General features: G+C 57.4%; 17 protein-coding genes and 2 rRNA genes. 14 read left to right on the top strand and 5 right to left on the bottom strand.

Translation table 11 applies throughout. The features are described from left to right. Nucleotides 1-75: 75 nt before the first annotated feature. The 7 genes from HMPREF1267_RS00095 to dnaB all read left to right on the top strand — a co-directional run bounded on the left by HMPREF1267_RS00095 (nucleotide 76) and on the right by dnaB (nucleotide 7,337). Nucleotides 76-2,334, top strand: coding sequence for a transglycosylase domain-containing protein (locus tag HMPREF1267_RS00095; protein ID WP_023027980.1), 2,259 nt, complete (start codon nucleotides 76-78; stop codon nucleotides 2,332-2,334). Between the two features lie 16 nt (nucleotides 2,335-2,350). After that, complete coding sequence (locus HMPREF1267_RS00090) at nucleotides 2,351-3,742, top strand: glycosyltransferase family 87 protein (RefSeq protein ID WP_023027979.1); 1,392 nt, start codon at nucleotides 2,351-2,353, stop codon at nucleotides 3,740-3,742. Next, on the top strand, nucleotides 3,739-3,927 hold the full coding sequence (locus HMPREF1267_RS00085) for a hypothetical protein (protein ID WP_005275803.1): 189 nt from the start codon (nucleotides 3,739-3,741) through the stop codon (nucleotides 3,925-3,927). Before HMPREF1267_RS00090 ends, HMPREF1267_RS00085 begins: the two co-directional genes overlap by 4 nt. A gap of 122 nt (nucleotides 3,928-4,049) precedes the next feature. Then, nucleotides 4,050-4,340, top strand: a complete 291-nt coding sequence (gene rpsF, locus HMPREF1267_RS00080; RefSeq protein WP_023016353.1) for a 30S ribosomal protein S6 — start codon at nucleotides 4,050-4,052, stop codon at nucleotides 4,338-4,340. A 49-nt stretch (nucleotides 4,341-4,389) separates the two neighbouring features. Then, nucleotides 4,390-4,941, top strand: a complete 552-nt coding sequence (locus HMPREF1267_RS00075) for a single-stranded DNA-binding protein (protein WP_005275799.1) — start codon at nucleotides 4,390-4,392, stop codon at nucleotides 4,939-4,941. A 48-nt stretch (nucleotides 4,942-4,989) separates the two neighbouring features. Then, complete coding sequence (gene rplI / locus HMPREF1267_RS00070) at nucleotides 4,990-5,442, top strand: 50S ribosomal protein L9 (RefSeq protein ID WP_005275797.1); 453 nt, start codon at nucleotides 4,990-4,992, stop codon at nucleotides 5,440-5,442. Between the two features lie 461 nt (nucleotides 5,443-5,903). Continuing rightward, complete coding sequence (dnaB, locus tag HMPREF1267_RS00065; protein ID WP_005275794.1) at nucleotides 5,904-7,337, top strand: replicative DNA helicase; 1,434 nt, start codon at nucleotides 5,904-5,906, stop codon at nucleotides 7,335-7,337. 5 nt (nucleotides 7,338-7,342) lie between these two features. On the opposite strand, the gene HMPREF1267_RS00060 is transcribed toward dnaB, so the two are convergent. The 4 genes from HMPREF1267_RS00060 to HMPREF1267_RS00045 are packed head-to-tail and all read right to left on the bottom strand — an operon-like array spanning nucleotide 7,343 to nucleotide 11,540. Then, a complete protein-coding gene (locus HMPREF1267_RS00060; protein WP_023027978.1) occupies nucleotides 7,343-7,807 on the bottom strand; it encodes a VanZ family protein in 465 nt (154 codons plus the stop codon). Between the two features lie 28 nt (nucleotides 7,808-7,835). Continuing rightward, nucleotides 7,836-9,137: an MFS transporter gene (locus tag HMPREF1267_RS00055; protein ID WP_023027977.1), complete on the bottom strand. Its 1,302-nt coding sequence runs from the start codon at nucleotides 9,135-9,137 to the stop codon at nucleotides 7,836-7,838. 3 nt (nucleotides 9,138-9,140) lie between these two features. Then, nucleotides 9,141-11,330, bottom strand: a complete 2,190-nt coding sequence (locus tag HMPREF1267_RS00050) for a cation-translocating P-type ATPase (protein ID WP_023027976.1) — start codon at nucleotides 11,328-11,330, stop codon at nucleotides 9,141-9,143. A 9-nt stretch (nucleotides 11,331-11,339) separates the two neighbouring features. Then, a complete protein-coding gene (locus HMPREF1267_RS00045; RefSeq protein WP_023027975.1) occupies nucleotides 11,340-11,540 on the bottom strand; it encodes a heavy-metal-associated domain-containing protein in 201 nt (66 codons plus the stop codon). A 119-nt stretch (nucleotides 11,541-11,659) separates the two neighbouring features. Between HMPREF1267_RS00045 and trxA the strand changes: the two genes are divergently transcribed. Both trxA and HMPREF1267_RS00035 read left to right on the top strand, forming a co-directional pair. After that, on the top strand, nucleotides 11,660-12,031 hold the full coding sequence (gene trxA, locus HMPREF1267_RS00040; protein WP_005275779.1) for a thioredoxin: 372 nt from the start codon (nucleotides 11,660-11,662) through the stop codon (nucleotides 12,029-12,031). 91 nt (nucleotides 12,032-12,122) lie between these two features. Beyond that, entirely contained in the window at nucleotides 12,123-12,860 is a 738-nt protein-coding gene (locus HMPREF1267_RS00035; protein WP_005280399.1) for a PspA/IM30 family protein, read from the top strand. Here HMPREF1267_RS00035 and HMPREF1267_RS00030 read toward each other — a convergent pair. After that, a complete protein-coding gene (locus HMPREF1267_RS00030; RefSeq protein WP_005280398.1) occupies nucleotides 12,857-14,011 on the bottom strand; it encodes an NYN domain-containing protein in 1,155 nt (384 codons plus the stop codon). The genes HMPREF1267_RS00035 and HMPREF1267_RS00030 overlap by 4 nt on opposite strands. 208 nt (nucleotides 14,012-14,219) lie before the next feature. On the opposite strand from HMPREF1267_RS00030, the gene HMPREF1267_RS00025 reads away from it, so the two are divergent. The 5 genes from HMPREF1267_RS00025 (at nucleotide 14,220) to HMPREF1267_RS00005 (ending at nucleotide 22,070) form a co-directional block, all read left to right on the top strand. Next, nucleotides 14,220-14,594, top strand: a complete 375-nt coding sequence (locus tag HMPREF1267_RS00025; RefSeq protein ID WP_034653268.1) for a GntR family transcriptional regulator — start codon at nucleotides 14,220-14,222, stop codon at nucleotides 14,592-14,594. After that, nucleotides 14,591-15,394: an ATP-binding cassette domain-containing protein gene (locus HMPREF1267_RS00020; protein WP_023027974.1), complete on the top strand. Its 804-nt coding sequence runs from the start codon at nucleotides 14,591-14,593 to the stop codon at nucleotides 15,392-15,394. Before HMPREF1267_RS00025 ends, HMPREF1267_RS00020 begins: the two co-directional genes overlap by 4 nt. Nucleotides 15,395-15,621: 227 nt before the next feature. Continuing rightward, on the top strand, nucleotides 15,622-16,371 hold the full coding sequence (locus HMPREF1267_RS00015; protein ID WP_232215084.1) for a hypothetical protein: 750 nt from the start codon (nucleotides 15,622-15,624) through the stop codon (nucleotides 16,369-16,371). Nucleotides 16,372-16,959: 588 nt separating this feature from the next. Then, nucleotides 16,960-18,477, top strand: a 16S ribosomal RNA gene (locus HMPREF1267_RS00010). Between the two features lie 514 nt (nucleotides 18,478-18,991). Then, nucleotides 18,992-22,070 (top strand): 23S ribosomal RNA (locus tag HMPREF1267_RS00005). Together the 16S and 23S rRNA genes form the textbook arrangement of a ribosomal RNA operon. The last annotated feature ends 41 nt before the right edge of the window (nucleotides 22,071-22,111 follow it).

Raw genomic sequence — 22,111 nt, 5'->3', positions numbered from 1 at the left:
TTTTCGGCGCACCGCCTTAGGCAGTAAGCTGCAATTATTTAGTTTGTTACCAGGGATGAATGAGGACACGAATCAGTGACCGAGAAGGAATCTACTGGCGAGTCCACTAAGGTGGACCGCCGCAAAGAAGGCGAAGAACCCCAAAAGCGCCGCATCTGGCCGTGGATCGTTGTGGCCCTCCTATTGGTTTTTGTGGCACTGCCTGCAGGCCTTTTTGCGTATGCCTATTCGCAGTACACCGTTCCGGAGCCCAAAGAGCTGGCCAATAACCAGGTCTCTACCATCTATGCCTCCGATAACGACACCCAGTTGGCGCGTTTGGTTCCGCCGGAAGGCAACCGTACGCACGTGACCTTGGATGAGGTCCCCGTCTTTGTGCAGGACTCCGTGCTCGCCGCAGAGGACCGCGACTTCTGGGATAACTCCGGCTTTTCCTTCACCGGTTTGGGCCGCGCGGTACTGGGTAAGGTCACCGGCAATGACACCGCCGGTGGTGGTTCCACGATTACCCAGCAGTACGTGAAAAACACCCTGGTGGGCAACGAATACTCTTACGTGCGCAAGGCGCGCGAGCTCATCTACTCCATCAAGATGACCAACGAGTGGGAAAAAGAGGACATCCTCAACGCCTACCTGAATACGGTCTACTTCGGCCGTAATGCCTACGGCATCCAGGCCGCATCCAACGCCTACTTTGATAAGGACGCCAAGGACCTCACCCCAGAAGAAGGCGCCATGCTTGCCGGCCTCATTCAGTCGCCGTCTGGCTTGGACCCACGCGTGAACCAAGAAGGCTCCGAAAACCGGTGGAACTACGTGCTTGACGGCCTCGTGGACATGGGCGATCTCAGCAAGGAAGAGCGCGATGGAATGGTCTTCCCAGAGACACGTGACCCGGCTGAGTACTCGGCATACACGGAAGCTCCAGGCGCTAATGGCCACATTAAGGACCAGGTCATCCGTGAGCTAGAGGAGGTGGGAATTACAGAAAACCAGGTCTCTACCGGCGGACTGCGCATTACCACCACCATCGATATGAACGTGCAAAACAACACGATTCAGGCAGTCGATGACCAGCTGGCACCGCTCCAGGAGGATGCACGCGCGGCCTCTGTGACCATCGACCCGAAGACGGGTGCGGTGCGCGGTTACTTTGGCGGGCATGATTCCAACGGTTGGGACTACGCCAACTCCCCGCTGCAGACCGGTTCGACCTTCAAGATCATGGCGCTCGCCGCTGCGCTGCAGCAGGGCATTAGCTTGGACACCAACTACTCCTCGGCTCCGTACCAGCTGCCGGGCTCCGATCTGGTCACCAACGTGGGCGGCGGCTGCGGCGTATGCGACCTGCGTGAAGCCACCAAGCAGTCCCTGAATACCTCCTACCTGCGCTTGCAACACGACCTGAAAAATGGCACCCAGGATACCGCGGATATGGCCCACGCTTTGGGCGTAGCCCGCTCGCTGCCGGGAATCGAAGAGACGCTGACTGAAAACGGCAAGCAGCCTTTTGAAGGCGTGGTCTTGGGTCAGTACCAGTCCCGTCCGCTAGACATGGCAACCGCAATGTCTACCCTCGCGAACCAGGGTGTTTGGCACAATCCGCACTTTGTGCAACGCGTAGAAAATGCCGCCGGGGAAGTTCTGTATGAACACCCAACCGATGAGGGCGAGCGCCGCGTTTCCGCGAATGTGGCCAATAACGTCCTTGAGGCCATGGCGCCGGTAGCGGCATGGTCCAATGGCTCGCTGGCTGGCGGCCGCACTTCGGCTTCCAAGACCGGTACGACCCAGCTGGGCGATTCCGGAACCAACAAGGACACCTGGATGGTTGGTGCCACCCCGCAGCTTGCTACCTCCGTGTGGGTCGGTACCGCGGACAACACCTCGGCCATCTTCGACCAGTACGGCGGAATCATGTACGGCGCCGGCGCGCCGACCAAGATCTGGAAGTCCGTATTGGATAACTCCTTGGCGGATCAGGAATTCCAGCAATTCCCCTCGGCTTACCCCGTTCGCTTCGGCACGGTATCTGCCGGCGGTGGTGCCCCGGCCTATAACCCAGGCGGCGGTTCCGGTGGGCAGGGTGCACAGAACTACACTGGCCCAGCCCAGGACGGCGCCCCAGAAGAAGAGGCCAGCCCAGCACCTGCCGAGACCCCGGATGCGGGCCACGATGCCCCGCCGCAGCCGCCCGAGAACCAGGGTGGCAATAATGGAAACGGCGGCAACCGCGGCAATGGCGGCGGTAATAATGAGCCGGCCCGGCCTGAGGCCCCGTCTTTAGATGACTTCTTCGGCCGCGAAGGCGGCCTGGCTGACCTCTTAGGCTAAGCAAGGAGCGGTACGCGTGAGCCACGATCAGCGCATGTCCGCCGCAGACGAACCGATGGCGCGCGGCGTCATCGAGTTCCTGGGCGGGCCAAGGGGGCGCTTTGCCCGGGATGGCCACACACAGTGGTGGACCCCTCTGCGCGCGCTGATCGCAGTAGCCTGGGTTTTCTTGGCCGGCGGGTTCTTATCCAAGGCGAATTGCGCTGGTGGCACCCGCGGCGAAGACGGCACCATCAACCTGGATTGGTCCGCAAACCGCCAGTACACCTCCTTTTGCTATAACGACATCGTCCCGCTGTATGAAGGCCGCGGCCTCGATCGACCGGGCTTTCCCTACGCCTTTTCCTGGCAGGAAGATGGCCTGACCCGCTATATGGAATACCCGGTATTGGCGGGCATGTTCCAGGGCCTGATGGGCTGGATTTCGCGCCATACCTATGGCCTCGTGGAGTGGGCCGGTGTGCCTGCCGCTGGCTGGTACTTTGGGCTCACCGCCTTGGTCATGGCTTGCATCTGGGTCGGCGTCATCTACATGGTCTACCTCTTGGTGGGAAACCGCACGTGGGACACCATCCAGGTGGCCGCCAGCCCGTTGATTATCATCCATGCCTTTAGCAATTGGGATATACCTGCCATCGCCTTCGCCGTCGGCGCGCTGCTGGCCATTAGCCGCCACCGCCCCTGGCTCGCCGGCATCCTCATTGGCCTTGGAACCGCCTTCAAATTATGGCCGATATTTTTGCTGGGCGCGTTTTTCGTCCTTGCCTGGCGCAATCGCCGTTGGGACGCTTTTGCAAAGGTCACCGTCGCTACGGCCGCCGCGTGGCTTGCGGTCAACCTTCCCATCGCCCTGAAATACCCGGCCGCTTGGGCGGAATTTTTCCGTTTGAACCAAGAACGCGGTGCGGAATGGACCACCCTCTATGCCCTGATTAGCCGAAATCTGGGTATTTCTTTCAGCCAGGACTTTTTAAATACCTTCTCCCTCGTGGCGTTCATCCTTTTATGCGCCGGTATCGCCCTGGCCGGCTGGCGCAGCCCGCTTACCCCGCGGGTAGCGGAGTTGGTCTTCCTCATCGTCGCGGCGTTTCTGCTGGTCAATAAGGTATGGTCCCCGCAGTATTCGCTCTGGCTGGTGGTTCCGGCGGCCTTGGCCGTGCCGCGTTGGCGGTTGGTTCTGGGCTGGGCGCTTGCCGATGCCCTCGTATGGCCCCTGCTCATGTGGCACATGCTGGGCATTGATAATAAGGGCATTCCACACGAGCTCTTGGACATGGCGATCCTCGTGCGCGATGGGTTCATCATTGCGATGGCGGTTATTGTGCTGCGGCAAATGTGGAATAAAACGGAAGATAAAGTGCGTGCGGCGCATATGGGCCGCGACCCAGTGGCGGGAGTATTTCAATGATTGTGACTTTAATCGGCATGGTGTCGATCTTGTTGGGCTTTATCTGCGTTATGGCGGCCTTTTGGCTGTTTCACAACAGGGAAGATAAGCGCGGGCCCATCATCTTAGGCATCCTTGCCATCGTTTTCCTCACCATCATCCCCGCGACGGGAGCTATCTTTTTCGCCGCCACCACGACGGGATAGATTTCTTTTCGCCGGTCATATGCGGTACTGTGGTGGGGTTGCTTGACGCAACGTACCCTCCTGCTGCATCCGCAAAGGTGATGCAGCCGAAAACGACTAGACCATAGGAGGTGATGAGGTCCGTGCGTCACTACGAAGTCATGATCATTCTGGATCCTAATCAGGATGAGCGCACCGTAACCCCGTCCCTAGATAAGTACCTCGACATCGTCCGCAAGGACGGCGGCAAGGTTGAGAACCTCGATGTATGGGGCAAGCGTCGCCTTGCATACCCCATCGAGAAGAAGGAAGAGGGCATTTACGCCGTCGTTAACCTGGAGTGCGAGCACCCTTCGGTTTCCGAGCTCGACCGTCGCCTGAACCTGAACGACACCATCCTGCGTACCAAGGTTCTGCGCACCGACAGCAAGTAGCGGATACTGGGATCAGGCACAATCCACGTAACCGATAAGGAGTAAAGACATGGCACAGGGAGATACCAATATTACGGTGGTGGGCAACATAGTTGCTGACCCCGAGCTTCGCTTCACCCCGGCGGGTGCGGCGGTAGCTAACTTCCGCGTCGCCTCCACGCCTCGTCGCTATAATTCGCAGACGAACCAGTGGGAAGACGGCGAAGCTATGTTCCTGACCTGCAACGTATGGCGCCAGGCGGCGGAGAACGTCGCCGAGACCCTGAGCAAGGGCATGCGCATCATCGTTACCGGCCGCTTGAAGCAGCGTTCCTTCCAGACCCGCGAGGGTGAAAACCGCACCGTGTTTGAGATCGACGTCGATGAGGTCGGTCCGTCGCTCCGCTACGCCACCGCACAGGTAAACCGCAATCCCCGTGAGGGTGGCGGCAACTATGGCGGCGGCCAGCAGCAGCGCTCGAATAACAATAATCAGGGCGGCTTTGGAGGACAGCAACAGCAGCAGTCGCAGCAGCAGAACCAGGCTCCTGCAGAGGATCCGTGGAACTCCGCACCGCCAGCTGGTGGTTTCGGAGGCGCTGATTCTGAACCCCCGTTCTAAGTCTGTCACCCGCAACTATTCAACTAACTCAATTGAAAGGCAGGGATCATGAAGCTGATCCTCACCGCTGCCGTTGAGAACCTCGGCGCCGCTGGCGAAATTGTTGAGGTTAAGGACGGCTACGGACGTAACTACCTGCTTCCCCGCGGCTTGGCCATCGTGGCTTCCCGCGGCGCTGAGAAGCAGATTGAGGGCATCAAGCGCGCCCAGGAAGCTCGCGAAATTCGCGACTTGGACCACGCACGCGAGGTCCGCAACCAGCTTGAGCAGCTGACGAACGTTGAGGTCAAGGTTAAGACCTCCACTTCCGGCAAGCTCTTCGGTTCCGTTAACGCAGAAGACATTGTCAAGGCCGTCTCCAAGGCCGGTGGCCCTAACTTGGATAAGCGTATCGTTGATATGCCCAAGGGCCTGGTCAAGAAGACCGGCAACTACCAGGTCGAGCTGAAGCTACACGCTGACGTGCTCGGCAAGGTGAACTTCTCGGTCGTCGCTGCCTAAGCAGCGCACGACGGTCCACAGACCCAAAGACAACAGCACGGCTTAAGGCCCCACGAATTCTCTATGTGAGGTGGAGAATTCCTGGGGCCTTTTGCCTACCCAACTGGCCTGTGGATAACTGTGAAAATCTGTGGATGAATGTGGAATTCGGCGTTCTTTCCCACCGAAATTTTTGCTTGCCTTAGCCGCTGGTCACAGGCCTTATTCCACGATCGTGTGGCAATTTTCACACCTCCAAATAACTCCCTGACCAGCGATTATTATCACCGCAGGTCAGAAAGGTGACAAGTTATCCACAGCCGTGACCTCGGTAAATGGAAAGCGATGATTGGACTACCTGGTAATTCCACAAGCCCCTGTGGATAACTGTGGAAGTTATACCCAGGCGGGTAGTGTCCGGGCGCTGGTCTACACTTGGACAGCGTTACACAAGGTCGCTTCACGGACACCAAGGGGGACACATGACCAACGCGAGCTTTGATGATGAACAGCTTCCACCGGAACCGCCTGCGCCGGATAACGCCGTAGCGCGCCGGCCGCGGTACCAACAGGACCAACCGCAGCGCTACGAGGAGTATCGCCAGCCGCCGTCGGACCGGGAAGCCGAGCAAGGCGTATTGGGTGCAATGCTGCTTAGCCCCAATACGGTCATGGAAGTTATTGAAGAGCTCGAGCCCGATGACTTTTATTATCCGGCCCACGCGCTAATTTATGGCGCGATGCTGGACCTTTACGCGGCGGGCCAAGACATTGACCCCCTTATCCTTTCCTCGCGGTTGGATAGGTTCAATAACCTTGAGCGCGTTGGCGGCGCACCCTATTTGCACACGCTTTTGGCTACGGTTCCTACCGCTGCCAACGCCCGCTATTACGCGGAAATCGTGGCGGAAAAGGCCGTCCTGCGCCGGCTCGTGGATGCCGGTACGCGCGTGGTCCAACTGGGCTTTTCGGGCACGGAGGATGCTGAGATCGAATCGGTGATCGACCGGGCCCAGCAGGAAGTATTTGCCATCGCCCAGCGCAAGACCGCTGAAGACTACCGCGTGCTGGGGGATCTGATTGATCCGACCATTGATGAGTTGGCGGCGCTGCAGCAGGCCGGTGGCGTTGAATTGGGTGTGCCCACAGGGTTTATTGATTTGGATAAGCTCACCAATGGTTTGCACGCAGGCCAGATGATCATCGTGGCGGCGCGACCCGGTGTGGGTAAGTCCACGCTAGCGATGGACTTCATTCGCTCGTGCTCGCTGCAGCACGGCAAGTCTTCCGTCATCTTTTCCTTGGAAATGTCCGCCTCAGAGATCGTGATGCGCCTGCTCTCCGCGGAATCCGAGGTCAAGCTCACCGATATGCGCAGTGGTGGGGTCTCCACTGAAGATTGGGCGAAGATCGATGACACGCTTAACCGCATTCAAGATGCGCCGCTATTCATTGATGATTCCCCGAACCTGACGATGATGGAGATTCGCTCTAAAGCCCGCAGGCTCAAGCAGCAGCATGGGCTCGACCTCATTGTTTTGGACTATTTGCAGCTGATGTCCTCGGGCAAAAAGGTGGAGTCGCGCCAGCAAGAGGTCTCGGAGTTCTCGCGCCAGCTCAAGCTATTGGCCAAGGAGCTTGAGGTGCCGGTGATTGCCATTTCGCAGCTCAACCGTGGGCCTGAAGCCCGAAACGACAAGAAGCCGCAATTGGCTGACCTGCGTGAGTCCGGTTCCTTGGAGCAGGATGCCGATATGGTGATGCTGCTGTACCGCCCAGACTCGCAGGACCGCGATAACGAGCGCGCCGGTGAAGCGGATATTATCTTGGCTAAGCACCGCGGCGGGCCCATTGATACGGTGCAGGTGGCCCACCAGCTGCACTACTCCAAGTTCGTCAACATGGCGCACGGATAAAAGGCTTATAGGTCCACGACGGCGGCTGGGTCTCCTAATCGGGGACCCAGAATCACCAACACGATAAAGACCGCGGCCGCGGCCAAGGAAAGCCACCGCCAAACCGGGAAGAAGCGTTGGCCGCACCAGTAGGCGATTGCTGCACCGATGAGCGCGCCGAGGGTATTAAAGAGCAGATCATCGATATCCGTGCGGCCCAGCGCAAAGGCATATTGGGCCGTCTCCAGGGTTAAACTCAGCGCGAATCCCCAGGCCGTCGATACCTTCACGGAACGGCATAGCGTGAATACCAAGAGCCCGAAGGGGATGAAGAAGGCGGTATTACCAGCGTATTCAAAAAGCGGGGCAAACCAACTAGTGCCGGAGAATTCATCGAAGGGAACTAGATGTAGCTCGCGGACGCGTTGATTTTCGGGCTTCCACAAGTAACCAATCTGGAAGAAGGCTTTCAGCGTGGTCAGAGCCACCATGACGCCGATCCACGCCCCAAGGGCTAATTTATTGAGCAAGCGTCTTACCTTTCAACTCGGGTAGTGTAAATGCCGCCACGGCGGCGATGGCGAATGCCGCTGCAAAGAGTACGAAAAGGAATCCAGCCCCGGTCGCCGCGATCAACGGCGGCACAATGAGCGGTGCCACGATGGAGGCGATGCGGCCGAAGCCCGCCGCGGCACCCGTACCCCGCCCGCGCAGCGCGGTGGGGTAGAGCTCGGGGCCGATGGCATACAGGGCGCCCCAAGCGCCGAGGTTGAAGAAGGACAATAGGCACCCGGCGATGATGATGGATACCTCGGAGCTTGCGGTTCCATAGAGCCCGGCGGAGACGGCAGAGCCGACCAAGAATACGGCGAGGGTGATCCGCCGGCCCCAGACCTCAATGAGCCAGGCGGCGGTGGCGTAGCCCGGCAGCTGCGCCAGGGTAATGATGAGGGTGAAGCTGAAGGATTTTACGAGCGAGAAACCATCGGCAACCAGCAGGGACGGAATCCAGATGAAGGCGCCGTAATAGGAAAAATTAACGCAAAACCAAATGGTCCACAGCGCCGCCGTGCGGCGGCGCAGGCCCGGCCCCCAAATGGAGGTCTCGGTGGAGGCGGTGGGTTCCGGGTGGACATCGTCAAGCGGCTGCCCCGCGGCGGCTTTTTCGAAGGACACCACAATCTTTTCGGCTTCTGCGTGGCGCCCCTTGGATTCGAGGAAGCGCACCGATTCCGGCAAGCCGAGGCGCACGTAAACCGAATAAGCGGCGGGGATGAGCCCCACGGCAAAACCCCAGCGCCAGCCGTTTTCACCGGCGCCCACGACAAAGGTGCCGATGAGCGCGGCGAGGATCCAGCCGAGCGCCCAAAAGGCCTCGAGGAGGACCACCATGCGCCCGCGGATGCGGCGCGGGGAGAATTCGGAGATGAGGGTGGAGGCGACCGGCAGCTCCGCACCCAAGCCCAGTCCGACGATGAAGCGGAAGACGATAAGTATGGTCAGCCCGCTGGCCAGGGCGGAGGCGCCGGTGGCCAGACCGTAGACCAGGAGGGTGAGTGAGAAGACGTGGCGGCGGCCGTATTTATCCGCAAGGAGCCCGCCGAATGTCGCGCCCAGAGCCATGCCGAGGAAGCCCGCGGAAGCGAGCCAGGAGGTTTGGGTGCTGCTTAAATCCCAATGCACGGCCAAGGCGGCCATGATGAAGGAAATAAGCCCCACATCCATAGCATCGAGCGCCCACCCTAGGCCGGAACCCAAGAGCAGGCGCTTGTGTTTGCTGGTGACCGGGAGTCGGTCTAATCGTTCATTGCGGCTGAGCATGCGCTAATCATAGCGCTGGGTAGAAAATTTCCGGAGACGCAGGGAATTGGAAACGACGAATACGGAGCTCAATGCCATGGCGATGCCTGCAAATAGCGGGTTGAGCAGGCCAAAGGCCGCCACGGGGATGAGAATAATATTATAGGCAAAGGCCCAGAACAGGTTGCCCTTAATGATCTGCAGCGTGCGGCGGGACAGGCGAATGGCATCGGCTGCGGACCGCAGGTCCCCATTCATCAAGGTGATATCGGAGGCCTCGATGGCAACGTCGGTACCGGCGCCCATCGCCAAGCCAAGGTCCGCTTGGGCCAAGGCCGCGGCATCGTTGACGCCGTCACCAACCATCGCCACATTGTGTCCCTCGGACTGCAGCTTCTTGATGACGTCGACCTTTTCCTCCGGAACCACGCCGGCCGTGACCCCGGTAATGCCAACTTCCTCGGCCACGCGCTTCGCAGCGCCCTCGTTATCGCCGGTCAGCAGGTGCGGGGTCAGGCCCAGCTGCTTCATCTGCTGGACGGCCTCAGCGGAGGTGGGCTTGACGGTGTCGCGGACCTCAATGAGCCCAGCGAGCTCATCGTCGAGGTACACCGCCACCGGGGTAGCGCCCGCGGCCTCTGCCTCGCGGAAGGCCTCAGCGTACTGGCCTAGGTCTCCACGCGGCTTGCCGACGCCCACGCGCACCCCATCCGCCGTTGCTTCCACGCCAGCGGTGCTGGTGGAAAAATCGGTACCGGGCTCCACGTCGCGTTCGCGGGCAATGGCCTGGGCGATGGGGTGCTCGGAGTTCCGCTCGACGGCGGCGGCATAATCGAGGACATCGCCATGCACGGCCGTAACGGACATTTCCCCGGCGGTCACCGTGCCGGTCTTATCCATCACGATGGTATCGACCTGTTTGGTGGACTCGAGGATCTCCGGGCCCTTGATGAGCAAGCCCAGCTGGGCACCGCGGCCGGTGCCGACCAAGATGGCGGTCGGGGTGGCAAGGCCCAGCGCGCAAGGGCAGGCGATGATCAGCACGGAGACGGCGGCGATAAACGCCGGCGCCACGCCGCCAAAGATGAGGTGTACCAGCAGCGTGAGGACGGAAATCCCGATGACTACCGGCACGAAGACCTGCGCGATGCGGTCCACCAGGCGCTGCACGGGTGCCTTGGAGGCCTGTGCGTTGGTGACCAAGGCGGCCATTTGGGAAAGGACCGTGTCCTCGCCCACCTGGGTGGCCTTAACCTCCAACTTGCCGGAAGCGTTAATGGTGGCGCCGGTAACGGTATCGCCCACGCCCACTTCTTCCGGGACGGATTCACCGGTGATCATGGAGGCATCGACTGCAGAATTGCCGGAGACGACCTCACCATCGGTGGCAATCTTTTCGCCCGGGCGCACAACGAAGACATCGCCCACCTGCAATTGGGAGATGGGGATGCGCTTTTCCTTGCCATCCCGCAGCACGGAGGCTTCCTTCGCGCCCATGGATAGCAGGGTGCGCAGCGCCTCAGAAGACTGTCCCTTGGCCTTGACCTCGAACCAACGACCGAGGAGCAGGAAGGTAATGACCATTCCCACAGACTCAAAGTAGATATGGTCCATCTCGGCCGAGCTGGAGGACCACGACATGCTCATCGTCATGCCGGGCTCGCCGGCGTTGCCAAAGAATAGCGCGTACAGGGACCACAGGTAGGCGGCCGAGGTACCCATGGAAATCAAGGTATCCATGGTGAACGAGCCGTGCTTCAGGTTGGTCCACGTAGCGGAGTGGAAGGGGGCGCCACCAAAGATGAAGACGATGGTGGCCAGCATGGCGCAGGCCCACTGCCAGTTCTGGAACTGGAGGGCAGGCACCATGGAGACGACCATGATGGGGGCGGACAGGACCGCGGAGATGATGGTGCGCCGCAGCAGGCTCTGTTGTTCGGCAGCGCGGGCATCATCAACCGGCGTGCCCTCTGCGTCCTCGTCCTGGTCGCCGTCATCGCTGCCGGACATATCGAAGGCGCTGTATCCGGCGCCTTCGACGACCTTGATCAGATCCGCGGGCGTAGAAGTCTCCGGATCGAACTCAATAGAGGCGGATTCGGTGGCGAAGTTAACGCTCGCCTCAACGCCGTCTACCTTGTTGAGCTTGCGTTCTACCCGGGAAGAGCAGGACGTGCAGGTCATGCCCGAGACCCCGAGATCAACGTGTGACATGTTATTCGCCTACTTCAGGGTGTATCCGGCTTCGGCTACGGCGGCTGCTACTTGCTCATCGGTGAAATCGCTGCCGGAGACAGACACTGCGCCGGTGGTGTGGTCTGCGGAAACCGCGTCCACACCGGCGATTTCGCCTACCTCTTCGCGGATGGACATTTCGCAGTGTCCGCAGCTCATTCCTTCTACGGTGTAGTTCTTCGTTGCCATGACTATCATCCTTTCTCGATTGCTTATGCTTCCATGCTATACCCCCTAGGGGTATCAGGCAAGGAAGAAATTTAGGTACGGTGGGGAATAAACCACAATGTAAAGGAGTTACAACGAGTATGGCTACTATTGATGTCACTGAAGAGAACTTTGAACAGACCGTAACCGGCGAAGGCATTACGCTTGTCGATGCCTGGGCGGACTGGTGCGGCCCATGTAAGCGCTTTGCCCCTGTCTACGAGAAGGCATCCGAGGAGCACACGGATGCTACCTTTGCCAAGCTGGACACCGAGGCAAACCAGGGCCTTGCTTCCGCGCTGCAGATTCAGTCCATTCCTACCCTGATGATCTTCCGCGATGGCATCCTCGTATTCCGCGAGGCTGGCGCACTGCCGCCCGCAGCGCTGGAGGATCTGCTCAAGCAGGTCAAGGACCTGGACATGGCTGAGGTTCGCCGCCAGGTTGAAGAGCAGAACGCACAGCAGGCATAGAATCTGAATTTTCAGAGCTTCCACGGCGCTTTCTGGTGAGTATCGCTAAACTCGCTAGAAAGCGTCTTTTTTATGACCAAAGGAGATTGTGATGGCTAACCCCTTCAGCAAGGGCTGGAAGTACGTGATGAGTTCTCTCGATCAAAAGATTGATGAGAACGCCGATCCAAAGGTCCAAATCCAGCAGGCGGTTAAGGCCGCCAAGGAACAGCACCAAGAGATTTCTGATCATGCGGCAGAGATCATCGGGCACAAGTCTCAGTTGGAAATGCAGATGAACCGCCTGGTGAAGTCCCAGCAGGATTACCAATCCCAAACCCAGCGCGCATTGGAGCTTGCGGATTCCGCCGAGGACCCACAGAAGGCGAATGAGTACAACCAAGCCGCTGAGGTAGTGGCCTCCCAGCTCGTTGCGGTGGAACAGGAACTGGAAGACGTCAAGCAGCAGTACGCGGCGGCGGAGCAGGCGGCTGAACAGGCCAAGAACCAGCAAAAACAGTCCGAGGCCCGCCTGAAGGAGCAGCTGGCACAGGTGAGCCAGCTAGAAGCGCAGGCGGATCAGGCTGCTATGCAGGAAAAGAACGCGGAAGCGCTCGATTCCATGAACGAGCTCAAGCCCGATGATTCCGTGCCGAGTCTAGATTCCGTCCGCGCCAAGATTGAAAAGCGCTATGCCGATGCCCTTGGTGCACAAGAATTGCAGCAGGCAACCGGCGGCGACCGCATGAGCGAGATTCAAGCGGCCGGCAACGACATGAAGGCCAGCGCGCGGCTCGATGCGCTGCGCGCCGATATGGCCAAGAAGAAGGAAATCGAATCCGGGGATTAATTCTCGCGGCGGATATTAATAAGCACGCCGCGAATCCCTGAGTGGAACCCATCGCGCAAGTTGACGCGCTGGGTTTCCGTCAGCGTGTATTCATGCAGGGTTTCGCAGGCGAACTGCAGCAGCGGGCGGTCGATTTCCGGTGGCAATCCGCCGCCAGACAGTAAGTGGGCTTGGTCGCGCTGCTCTGAGTTGGCGGCATTATCAAACCACCATGATGCGTATTGCTGGCCCACATCGAATGGTGACTGGAACCCGGCAGAGCTCCAGACCTCTTCTGGCAGCGGGACGTACTTCGAGCGCAGCTTGCGCCGCGGTGCCATCATTGACGGTTTCGGCGCAGGCTTTGGTGCTGCTTGATCGGTAGCCTCGGCCTCTTCCGCGGCGGGCTTTTCCTGCTCTTGTTGGGCTGGTGGCGCAGCCTGCTGTGCGCTTTGAGGCGGCGCGGGCTTTGGGGTAGGTGCCGGCGTGGGCTTTTCTGGGGTGCCGAATGCGGTTTCTACCTCGGAGGGCTCTTCGCACTCGTCGCAGTGTTCGGTGCCCGGAAGCTCCTCTTCTGCTCCCTCTGCCTTCTGCGCTGCATCGCGCACAACTGGGGGAAGCGGTCCCTCGAGGACCTGCAACTCCATGGAATCCGCGAAGTCCTCGCGCGGATCCAAGATGGTGGTGGAATCACACGTATGGCGCAGCGCTGCGGACATCGAGTCCCAGCCAAAGCCGTACAGGTGCACGCGGATGCCATTGTCTACGGCGGTCTGCGCGCCGGGGATCATGTCAGCATCGCCGCTGACCAGCACGAAGTCGGTGAACTGGTTCTTCACGGCGGCCATGACCATATCGGCCACAAGCCGGGTGTCGACGCCCTTTTGGGTGCGTCGCTCACCCCATTCAATGAGTTGTCCCGTGCGCAATTGCACGCCCTCGCAGGTGCGAAGGGCGCGTTGGTAGCGGTGCGGACCGGTATCCGGGATTCCGTCGTACCAGTATTGGCGCTGAATCGGGTTGCCTAATTGCTCCTCGATCATTCCGCCCATGGTGCTGACCACCTCGGGCAGATCGATTTCTAGTTGCGCGCGAGCCCCCGTTTCCCAGGAGTTATAAAAGCTCGCGAGCAGGTATGAGGTATCGACAAAGACAAGTGTGCGTTCAAGCATGGCTCCTAAGTTCCGTTCTAATTGTTCTAAATAAAATTCTTTGTTACCTCCAGTGTGCCTTATTCACCCCGAAACGTCGATCACAATTCGCTAATTCCCAGCATATTGGCCGCAAATGAAAAGAATTCGGTGACCATTGCGGCGTCGGCAAGCGTGTTATATGGTTAGTTACACAACTAACTAAGTAACTAACGAGCCGAAGGTGATGATGGATAACTCCACGCAGCCGCTCTTTCGGCAGATTGCGTCCTTGGTGGAAGACACCATTGTGGACGGCACTCTGGCGGAGGGCGATAAAGCACCTTCCACCAATGAGTTGGCGGATTTCCACAACATCAACCCCGCAACCGCGCGGAAGGGGATCACCCTCTTGGTGGATCTGGGGGTGCTGGAAAAGCGGCGGGGCATCGGCATGTTTGTGGCCGAGGGTGCATCGGGTGCCATTCGCGAGCGCAGGCGAGGCGACTTTGCCGCGGAATATATGGCCCCGCTTGTCGATGAAGCAGTGCGCCTGGGCTATAACCGCGCGCAGCTGCATGACCTTTTCGATCGGGTTGCAGAAAGTAGAGGAATGTACTCATGATTACTACCCGCGATTTCACCTTTTCCGCAGGTCTTACCCATGGTCTGGTGGGCCGCAACGGAATTGGCAAGACCACCTTATTGCGAAAAATCGCCGGCCAAATTCAATCCGGCCGCATCACGGTCTTTGACCGCCAGCCCTTTGATAACCAATCCGTGCTCAACCGGGTGATCCTCATGGGCATCGACAATCCGCTGCCGAATTCGTGGGGAAGCAAGAAACTCGGCGCCGTCGGCCAGGCCCGATGGCCCAACTGGAATGCGGACCGCTACGACGACCTCATCGCCGGCTTCGACATCCCCAATAAGGCGTATTCTGCGCTCTCGCGCGGGCAAAAATCGGCGTTGGGATTTGTCTTCGCCGTTGCCTCTGGCTGCGAAATAATGCTTCTGGACGAGCCTTATCTGGGCCTCGACCTGCCGCGCCGCGAACTCTTTTACCAGGTCCTCCGGGAAGAGCACGGTCGTACCATCGTGGTATCCACCCATCACCTCAATGAAATAGAGGGCTTGCTGGACACCATTTCCCTCATGGGGGAGCACCCCATTAGCGGCCCCGTAGATGAATTTGTTGATTCTTTCCTGGAAGTCAGCGGGCCCGAAGAGGCGATCTCCGAGGCAATTTCCGCACTGGACCTGCCGGTATTGGAGCGCGCTTCAACAAGCCTGGGAGACCAGGTGCTTGTCGATGCCCGCACTACCTCGCCCGATCCCGTCTTCCGCTATGCCAACGAACATCATCTCCGGGTAGCAGAGGTATCACTTGAAAAGGCTGTCCGAGCATTGGAGGAGCAGTCATGAAACTTCTATGGCACACAACGGAATGGGTTTGGGTTACAGTCCTCTTCTTCATTGCGGTTTACCCCGTACTTTTTGGCGAAAAGTGGGGAACTGTCACCTTGCTCTTGCCCCTTGTGCCCATCCTGACGTATCAACCCAGTTTTGATAAGTACCAAGTACTAGGCCTGAGCTCACAGATATGGAATGAACATCGCCGGATTATAGTCACGGTTTTCGCTGTCGTGGCCATGGCAGGAACGGCTGCACGGCAGGGCTGGTGGGCGTTGGCTGTTTATGCGGCGGCATTGGCATGGGCACTGTGGCGCGAACCAACCCCAACCAGGACGGGCTACTCGACGACCCCTTTGGGAATTGCATCCAAGCTTGGGCGTTTCCCGCCGACGCTCGACGCGCAGGCTGTATACCGCCGCCAGGTCCGCATGTGGGTGCTGGTCGTCGTATTTTTAGCCATCAACGTTGTGCTTTCGCTAATGAGCACGCTGTGGGGAACGATGGAATTCATCGCTTTCATTGCTTGGGTATTCTTCGCCTTCTTTAGCAGCCAGCCCATGGGCATGTTGCGCGATACGCTCAGGGATTACGTCACGCTCGGCGGCACGCGTCGCCGCTGGGCTTCCATGACCGCAATGACCGGGCTCATCCCCATCCTTGGTTGCGCCGCCGTGGGCTTGGCCCTTTCTTTCTGGGGGAACACAATCGAGGTCGCCGCCGGCATCACCGCAATCGCGGCCGTCACCGTACCTGGGCTTACGTACCTCGAGTTCCTAGAGAAGAGGACCCTTGGAGTCTTTGTCGCGTACCTCCTCGGTATCGCAGTGCTGGTCTGGCTTTTCGCCCAAGGCTATGTCTCGGCCGCGGTGGGGATGTTTATAAGCCTTGGCATCTACGCCGTATGGGCCGTAACCCTGCCGATGTATGCACGCCGCATAAGCAGCCTGTGGGAGAAAGGCCTTGCGGGCTGGCTTGGCATGAAATAAAAGTGTCCGAAATTCGTGCTGACCAGCGAGTTTGTGAAAATTTAAAGCGGTGTGTAACTTAATACGAGTCAGCGCGACCGACAGCGCCCCACAGAGACAGACACTGTCTCTGACTGAAGTGGCGATAGGAAAACAGGCCCTGACGAAAACAATTTTTTACTCGCAACGAGTTCCATGCTTTTAGGCATGTAGCTGTTGTGTGGTGATGATGTCTGAGAACTCAATAGTGTGCCAATGTACTTATTTTTATTTTTGTGTGCATGGTTGTGTGTTGATTGGTCTGTTGGCCGGCGAACCTAATGGTGGTTTGTTGGTTGGTGTGTGCCGGTAAGGTGTTGGAATACGCATCTTTTTGAATACTGTTTAGTGTTTCGGCTGCATTGATGGATTGGTTGGCATGTGATTGTGTTCAACTTTTTGTCTCCCTTTTTTGTGCCCCGTCGGGTTGGGGAGGCAGTTTATTTTTCTTTGTAGTAATTTTTGGACGCCAGCATGGGCCTGCTTTTGTGGGTTTGTGGTGGTTTGTTCTTTTGGTTAGGTTTGGGCTTTTCACGGCCTATTCTGGATTTTTTTGTTCGAAATTTTCTTTTTGTGGAGAGTTTGATCCTGGCTCAGGACGAACGCTGGCGGCGTGCTTAACACATGCAAGTCGAACGGAAAGGCCCTGCTTGCAGGGTACTCGAGTGGCGAACGGGTGAGTAACACGTGGGTGATCTGCCCTGCACTTCGGGATAAGCTTGGGAAACTGGGTCTAATACCGGATAGGAGCCATCTTTAGTGTGGTGGTTGGAAAGTTTTTTCGGTGTAGGATGAGCTCGCGGCCTATCAGCTTGTTGGTGGGGTAATGGCCTACCAAGGCGGCGACGGGTAGCCGGCCTGAGAGGGTGTACGGCCACATTGGGACTGAGATACGGCCCAGACTCCTACGGGAGGCAGCAGTGGGGAATATTGCACAATGGGCGCAAGCCTGATGCAGCGACGCCGCGTGGGGGATGAAGGCCTTCGGGTTGTAAACTCCTTTCGCTAGGGACGAAGCTTTTTGTGACGGTACCTAGATAAGAAGCACCGGCTAACTACGTGCCAGCAGCCGCGGTAATACGTAGGGTGCGAGCGTTGTCCGGAATTACTGGGCGTAAAGGGCTCGTAGGTGGTTTGTCGCGTCGTCTGTGAAATTCTGGGGCTTAACTCCGGGCGTGCAGGCGATACGGGCATAACTTGAGTGCTGTAGGGGTAACTGGAATTCCTGGTGTAGCGGTGAAATGCGCAGATATCAGGAGGAACACCGATGGCGAAGGCAGGTTACTGGGCAGTTACTGACGCTGAGGAGCGAAAGCATGGGTAGCGAACAGGATTAGATACCCTGGTAGTCCATGCCGTAAACGGTGGGCGCTAGGTGTGAGGGTCTTTCTACGACTTTCGTGCCGTAGCTAACGCATTAAGCGCCCCGCCTGGGGAGTACGGCCGCAAGGCTAAAACTCAAAGGAATTGACGGGGGCCCGCACAAGCGGCGGAGCATGTGGATTAATTCGATGCAACGCGAAGAACCTTACCTGGGCTTGACATACACCAGATTGGGCTAGAGATAGTTCGTCCCTTTGTGGTTGGTGTACAGGTGGTGCATGGTTGTCGTCAGCTCGTGTCGTGAGATGTTGGGTTAAGTCCCGCAACGAGCGCAACCCTTGTCTTATGTTGCCAGCATTTGGTTGGGGACTCATGAGAGACTGCCGGGGTTAACTCGGAGGAAGGTGGGGATGACGTCAAATCATCATGCCCCTTATGTCCAGGGCTTCACACATGCTACAATGGTCGGTACAACGCGCTGCGACACTGTGAGGTGGAGCGAATCGCTGAAAGCCGGCCTTAGTTCGGATTGGGGTCTGCAACTCGACCCCATGAAGTCGGAGTCGCTAGTAATCGCAGATCAGCAATGCTGCGGTGAATACGTTCCCGGGCCTTGTACACACCGCCCGTCACGTCATGAAAGTTGGTAACACCCGAAGCCGGTGGCCTAAACGTGTTAGGGAGCCGTCGAAGGTGGGATCGGCGATTGGGACGAAGTCGTAACAAGGTACCCGTACCGGAAGGTGCGGGTGGATCACCTCCTTTCTAAGGAGCTTTTATTTTGGCTGCAGTTGCAGCCAATGGCCCACAGTTGTGGGTTGCCCACTGTTGTTTGATGGTGGGTTGGTGGTTGAGTGGGCGAGTGTTCTGCTGCCACCGAATATGGAAATTCCGGGTAGGACATACACCTTAATCAGCAGGGTCTAAGTGTTGAGACAGTGCTTTGTGACATGCGTAAAAGTGTCCATGCATACAGGAAGTAAAGTTGATTGGTAAGTCGTTGGTGCATTGTTGGGTGTCTGGGGCATTATCCCCTTTTGTGTGTGCCTGACTGGTTGATGAGCATCGTTTGTTGTGGTGGTGTTTGTTGCTGGTTGGGGTGTTGTGTGAGAACTGTATAGTGGACGCGAGCATCTCACATGATGCCGCCTGCTTTTGTGGGTGGTGTCTTGTGTGTGTGATGTGATTTTTCTTTTTGTTTATTTTGTCAAGTTCACTTGTTGCTGCCACATGCTGGCTGCATGGCTTCGTGTTGTGTGGTTTGTGTGTGGTGGTTGGTGTGTTCGTTATTTAGGGCGCATGGTGGATGCCTTGGCATGCTGAGCCGATGAAGGACGTGTAAGGCTGCGTTAAGCCTCGGGGAGTTGTCAATAAAGCGTTGATCCGAGGATGTCCGAATGGGGAAACCTGGCCCTGGTTATGTGGGGTTACCCTTCAGTGAATTCATAGCTGTTGTGGGGGTTACGCGGGGAAGTGAAACATCTCAGTACCCGTAGGAGGAGAAAATAATAATGATTCTGCTAGTAGTGGCGAACGAACGTGGATGAGGCTAAACCGTGTGCATGTGATACCTGGTAGGGGTTGTGTGTGCGGTGTTGTGGGGCCTGATTTTGTGTCATCTACCAGTGGCACGCCCTGTGCATTGTTGTTAGGTGAAGTGGTTTGGAATGATCTGCCGGAGTAGGTGAGAGTCCTGTAGCTGAAGATGATGATGTGGGGGTTGTTGGGTTCCCGAGTAGCAACGGGCTCGTGGAATCTGTTGTGAATCTGCCGGGACCACCCGGTAAGCCTAAATACTCAGTGTGACCGATAGTGGATAGTACCGTGAGGGAATGGTGAAAAGTACCCCGGGAGGGGAGTGAAATAGTTCCTGAAACCATGTGCTTACAATCCGTCAGAGCACCTGTTTGTGTGTGATGGCGTGCCTTTTGAAGAATGAGCCTGCGAGTCAGCGGCATGTCGCGAGGTTAACCCGTGTGGGGTAGCCGTAGGGAAACCGAATCCTAATGGGGTGATAAGTGGCATGTCCTGGACCCGAAGCGGGGTGATCTACCCATGGCCAGTGTGAAGCAGCTGTAAGAGGTTGTGGAGGCGCGAACCCACGTAGGTTGAAAACTGCGGGGATGAGCTGTGGGTAGGGGTGAAAGGCCAATCAAACTCCGTGATAGCTGGTTCTCCCCGAAATGCATTTAGGTGCAGCGTCGCATTTAGCTTGGTGGAGGTAGAGCGACTGGTTGGTTGAGCGGGACTACAATCTTAGCAATGTCAGCCAAACTCCGAATGCCATCAATTGTGTTGTGCGGCAGTGAGACTGTGGGGGATAAGCTTCATAGTCGAGAGGGAAACAGCCCAGATCGCCGGTTAAGGCCCCTAAGGGTGTACTAAGTGGAAAAGGATGTGGGATCGCGAAGACAGCCAGGAGGTTGGCTTAGAAGCAGCCATCCTTGAAAGAGTGCGTAATAGCTCACTGGTCGAGTGGTTCTGCGCCGACAATGTAGTGGGGCTCAAGTACACCGCCGAAGCCGCGGCAAGCAACATTTTTTTGTTGTTTGGGTAGGGGAGCGTCGTGCATGGGTGGAAGCGTTACCGTGAGGAGGCGTGGACTGTGTGCGAGTGAGAATGCAGGCATGAGTAACGAATTGTAAGGTGAGAATCCTTACCGCCGGATGACTAAGGGTTCCTGGGTCAAGTTCGTCTTCCCAGGGTGAGTCGGGACCTAAGGCGAGGCCGACAGGCGTAGTCGATGGATAACCAGTTGATATTCTGGTACCCGTACATGTGCGCCCATGATAAAGCACGGATACTAACCACTGCGGATACGCTACCTTTTCACTTTTTGAGTGTTGGTGGTGTTGATGTCGTGGGGCCTGATGTGTGGTTCAAGTGATGGGGTGACGCAGTGAGGTAGCCGCGCCACTTAGTGGATTGGTGGTGTAAGCGTGTAGGCCGTGTGGTAGGTAAATCCGCCACACATTGTGGTTGAGGCGTGATGCGTAGACCCATTGGGGTTGATGGTGGTGATCCTGTACTGTCGAGAAAAGCCTCTAGCGAGTGTGTGTATGGCCCGTACCCTAAACCGACACAGGTGGTCAGGTTGAAGATACTAAGGCGTTCGGGTGAACTGTGGTTAAGGAATTCGGCAAAATGCCCCCGTAACTTCGGGAGAAGGGGGGCCCTGTGACGTGAAGACCCTGTGCGGTTGGAGTGTTGTGGGGTCGCAGAGAATAGAGGGAAGCGACTGTTTATCAAAAACACAGGTCCATGCGAAGACGTTAAGTTGATGTATATGGACTGACGCCTGCCCGGTGCTGGAAGGTTAAGAGGACCGGTTAGTAACCTTTGTGGTTGCGAAGCTGAGAATTTAAGCCCCAGTAAACGGCGGTGGTAACTATAACCATCCTAAGGTAGCGAAATTCCTTGTCGGGTAAGTTCCGACCTGCACGAATGGCGTAACGACTTCTCTGCTGTCTCGACCACAGGCCCGGTGAAATTGCATTACGAGTAAAGATGCTCGTTACGCGCGGCAGGACGAAAAGACCCCGGGACCTTCACTATAGCTTGGTATTGGTGTTTGGTTCGGTTTGTGTAGGATAGGTGGGAGACTGTGAAATCGTCACGCTAGTGGTGGTGGAGTCGTTGTTGAAATACCACTCTGATCGGATTGAGCATCTAACCTTGGCCCATGATCTGGGTTGGGGACAGTGCCTGGTGGGTAGTTTAACTGGGGCGGTTGCCTCCCAAAATGTAACGGAGGCGCCCAAAGGTTCCCTCAGCCTGGTTGGCAATCAGGTGGTGAGTGTAAGTGCACAAGGGAGCTTGACTGTGAGACAGACATGTCGAGCAGGGACGAAAGTCGGGACTAGTGATCCGGCACCTACTTGTGGATGTGGTGTCGCTCAACGGATAAAAGGTACCCCGGGGATAACAGGCTGATCTTCCCCAAGAGTCCATATCGACGGGATGGTTTGGCACCTCGATGTCGGCTCGTCGCATCCTGGGGCTGGAGTAGGTCCCAAGGGTTGGGCTGTTCGCCCATTAAAGCGGCACGCGAGCTGGGTTCAGAACGTCGTGAGACAGTTCGGTCTCTATCCGCCGCGCGCGTTGAAACTTGAAGAAGGCTGTCCCTAGTACGAGAGGACCGGGACGGACGTACCTCTAGTGTGCCAGTTATCCCGCCAGGGGTATCGCTGGTTGGCTACGTACGGAAGGGATAACCGCTGAAAGCATCTAAGCGGGAAGCCTGTTTTAAGATGAGGTTTCTTTTGAGGTCCCCTAAAGACTATGGGGTAGATAGGCCAGACTTGGAAGCACTGTAAGGTGTGAAGGCTACTGGTACTAATTGACCAAAACAAACACACCACAACAAACCCAAACACCACGTGTGGGGATGATTGTTGGG

It is taken from the genome of Corynebacterium sp. KPL1824, assembly GCF_000478095.1.
GTDB lineage: Bacteria > Actinomycetota > Actinomycetes > Mycobacteriales > Mycobacteriaceae > Corynebacterium > Corynebacterium accolens.
The sequence above is the reverse complement of the archived record's forward strand: the minus strand, read 5'-3'. Positions and strand labels throughout refer to the sequence as shown.

Excerpts from the sequence above, each read along its gene's own strand:
- HMPREF1267_RS00085 (WP_005275803.1), top strand. The coding sequence starts at position 3,739 with ATGATTGTGACTTTAATCGGCATGGTGTCGATCTTGTTGGGCTTTATC.
- HMPREF1267_RS00075 (WP_005275799.1), top strand. The coding sequence starts at position 4,390 with ATGGCACAGGGAGATACCAATATTACGGTGGTGGGCAACATAGTTGCT.
- rplI (WP_005275797.1), top strand. The coding sequence starts at position 4,990 with ATGAAGCTGATCCTCACCGCTGCCGTTGAGAACCTCGGCGCCGCTGGC.
- dnaB (WP_005275794.1), top strand. The coding sequence starts at position 5,904 with ATGACCAACGCGAGCTTTGATGATGAACAGCTTCCACCGGAACCGCCT.
- HMPREF1267_RS00060 (WP_023027978.1), bottom strand. The coding sequence starts at position 7,807 with ATGGTGGCTCTGACCACGCTGAAAGCCTTCTTCCAGATTGGTTACTTG.
- HMPREF1267_RS00055 (WP_023027977.1), bottom strand. The coding sequence starts at position 9,137 with ATGCTCAGCCGCAATGAACGATTAGACCGACTCCCGGTCACCAGCAAA.
- HMPREF1267_RS00050 (WP_023027976.1), bottom strand. The coding sequence starts at position 11,330 with ATGTCACACGTTGATCTCGGGGTCTCGGGCATGACCTGCACGTCCTGC.
- HMPREF1267_RS00045 (WP_023027975.1), bottom strand. The coding sequence starts at position 11,540 with ATGGCAACGAAGAACTACACCGTAGAAGGAATGAGCTGCGGACACTGC.
- trxA (WP_005275779.1), top strand. The coding sequence starts at position 11,660 with ATGGCTACTATTGATGTCACTGAAGAGAACTTTGAACAGACCGTAACC.
- HMPREF1267_RS00035 (WP_005280399.1), top strand. The coding sequence starts at position 12,123 with ATGGCTAACCCCTTCAGCAAGGGCTGGAAGTACGTGATGAGTTCTCTC.
- HMPREF1267_RS00030 (WP_005280398.1), bottom strand. The coding sequence starts at position 14,011 with ATGCTTGAACGCACACTTGTCTTTGTCGATACCTCATACCTGCTCGCG.
- HMPREF1267_RS00025 (WP_034653268.1), top strand. The coding sequence starts at position 14,220 with ATGGATAACTCCACGCAGCCGCTCTTTCGGCAGATTGCGTCCTTGGTG.
- HMPREF1267_RS00020 (WP_023027974.1), top strand. The coding sequence starts at position 14,591 with ATGATTACTACCCGCGATTTCACCTTTTCCGCAGGTCTTACCCATGGT.
- HMPREF1267_RS00015 (WP_232215084.1), top strand. The coding sequence starts at position 15,622 with ATGGCAGGAACGGCTGCACGGCAGGGCTGGTGGGCGTTGGCTGTTTAT.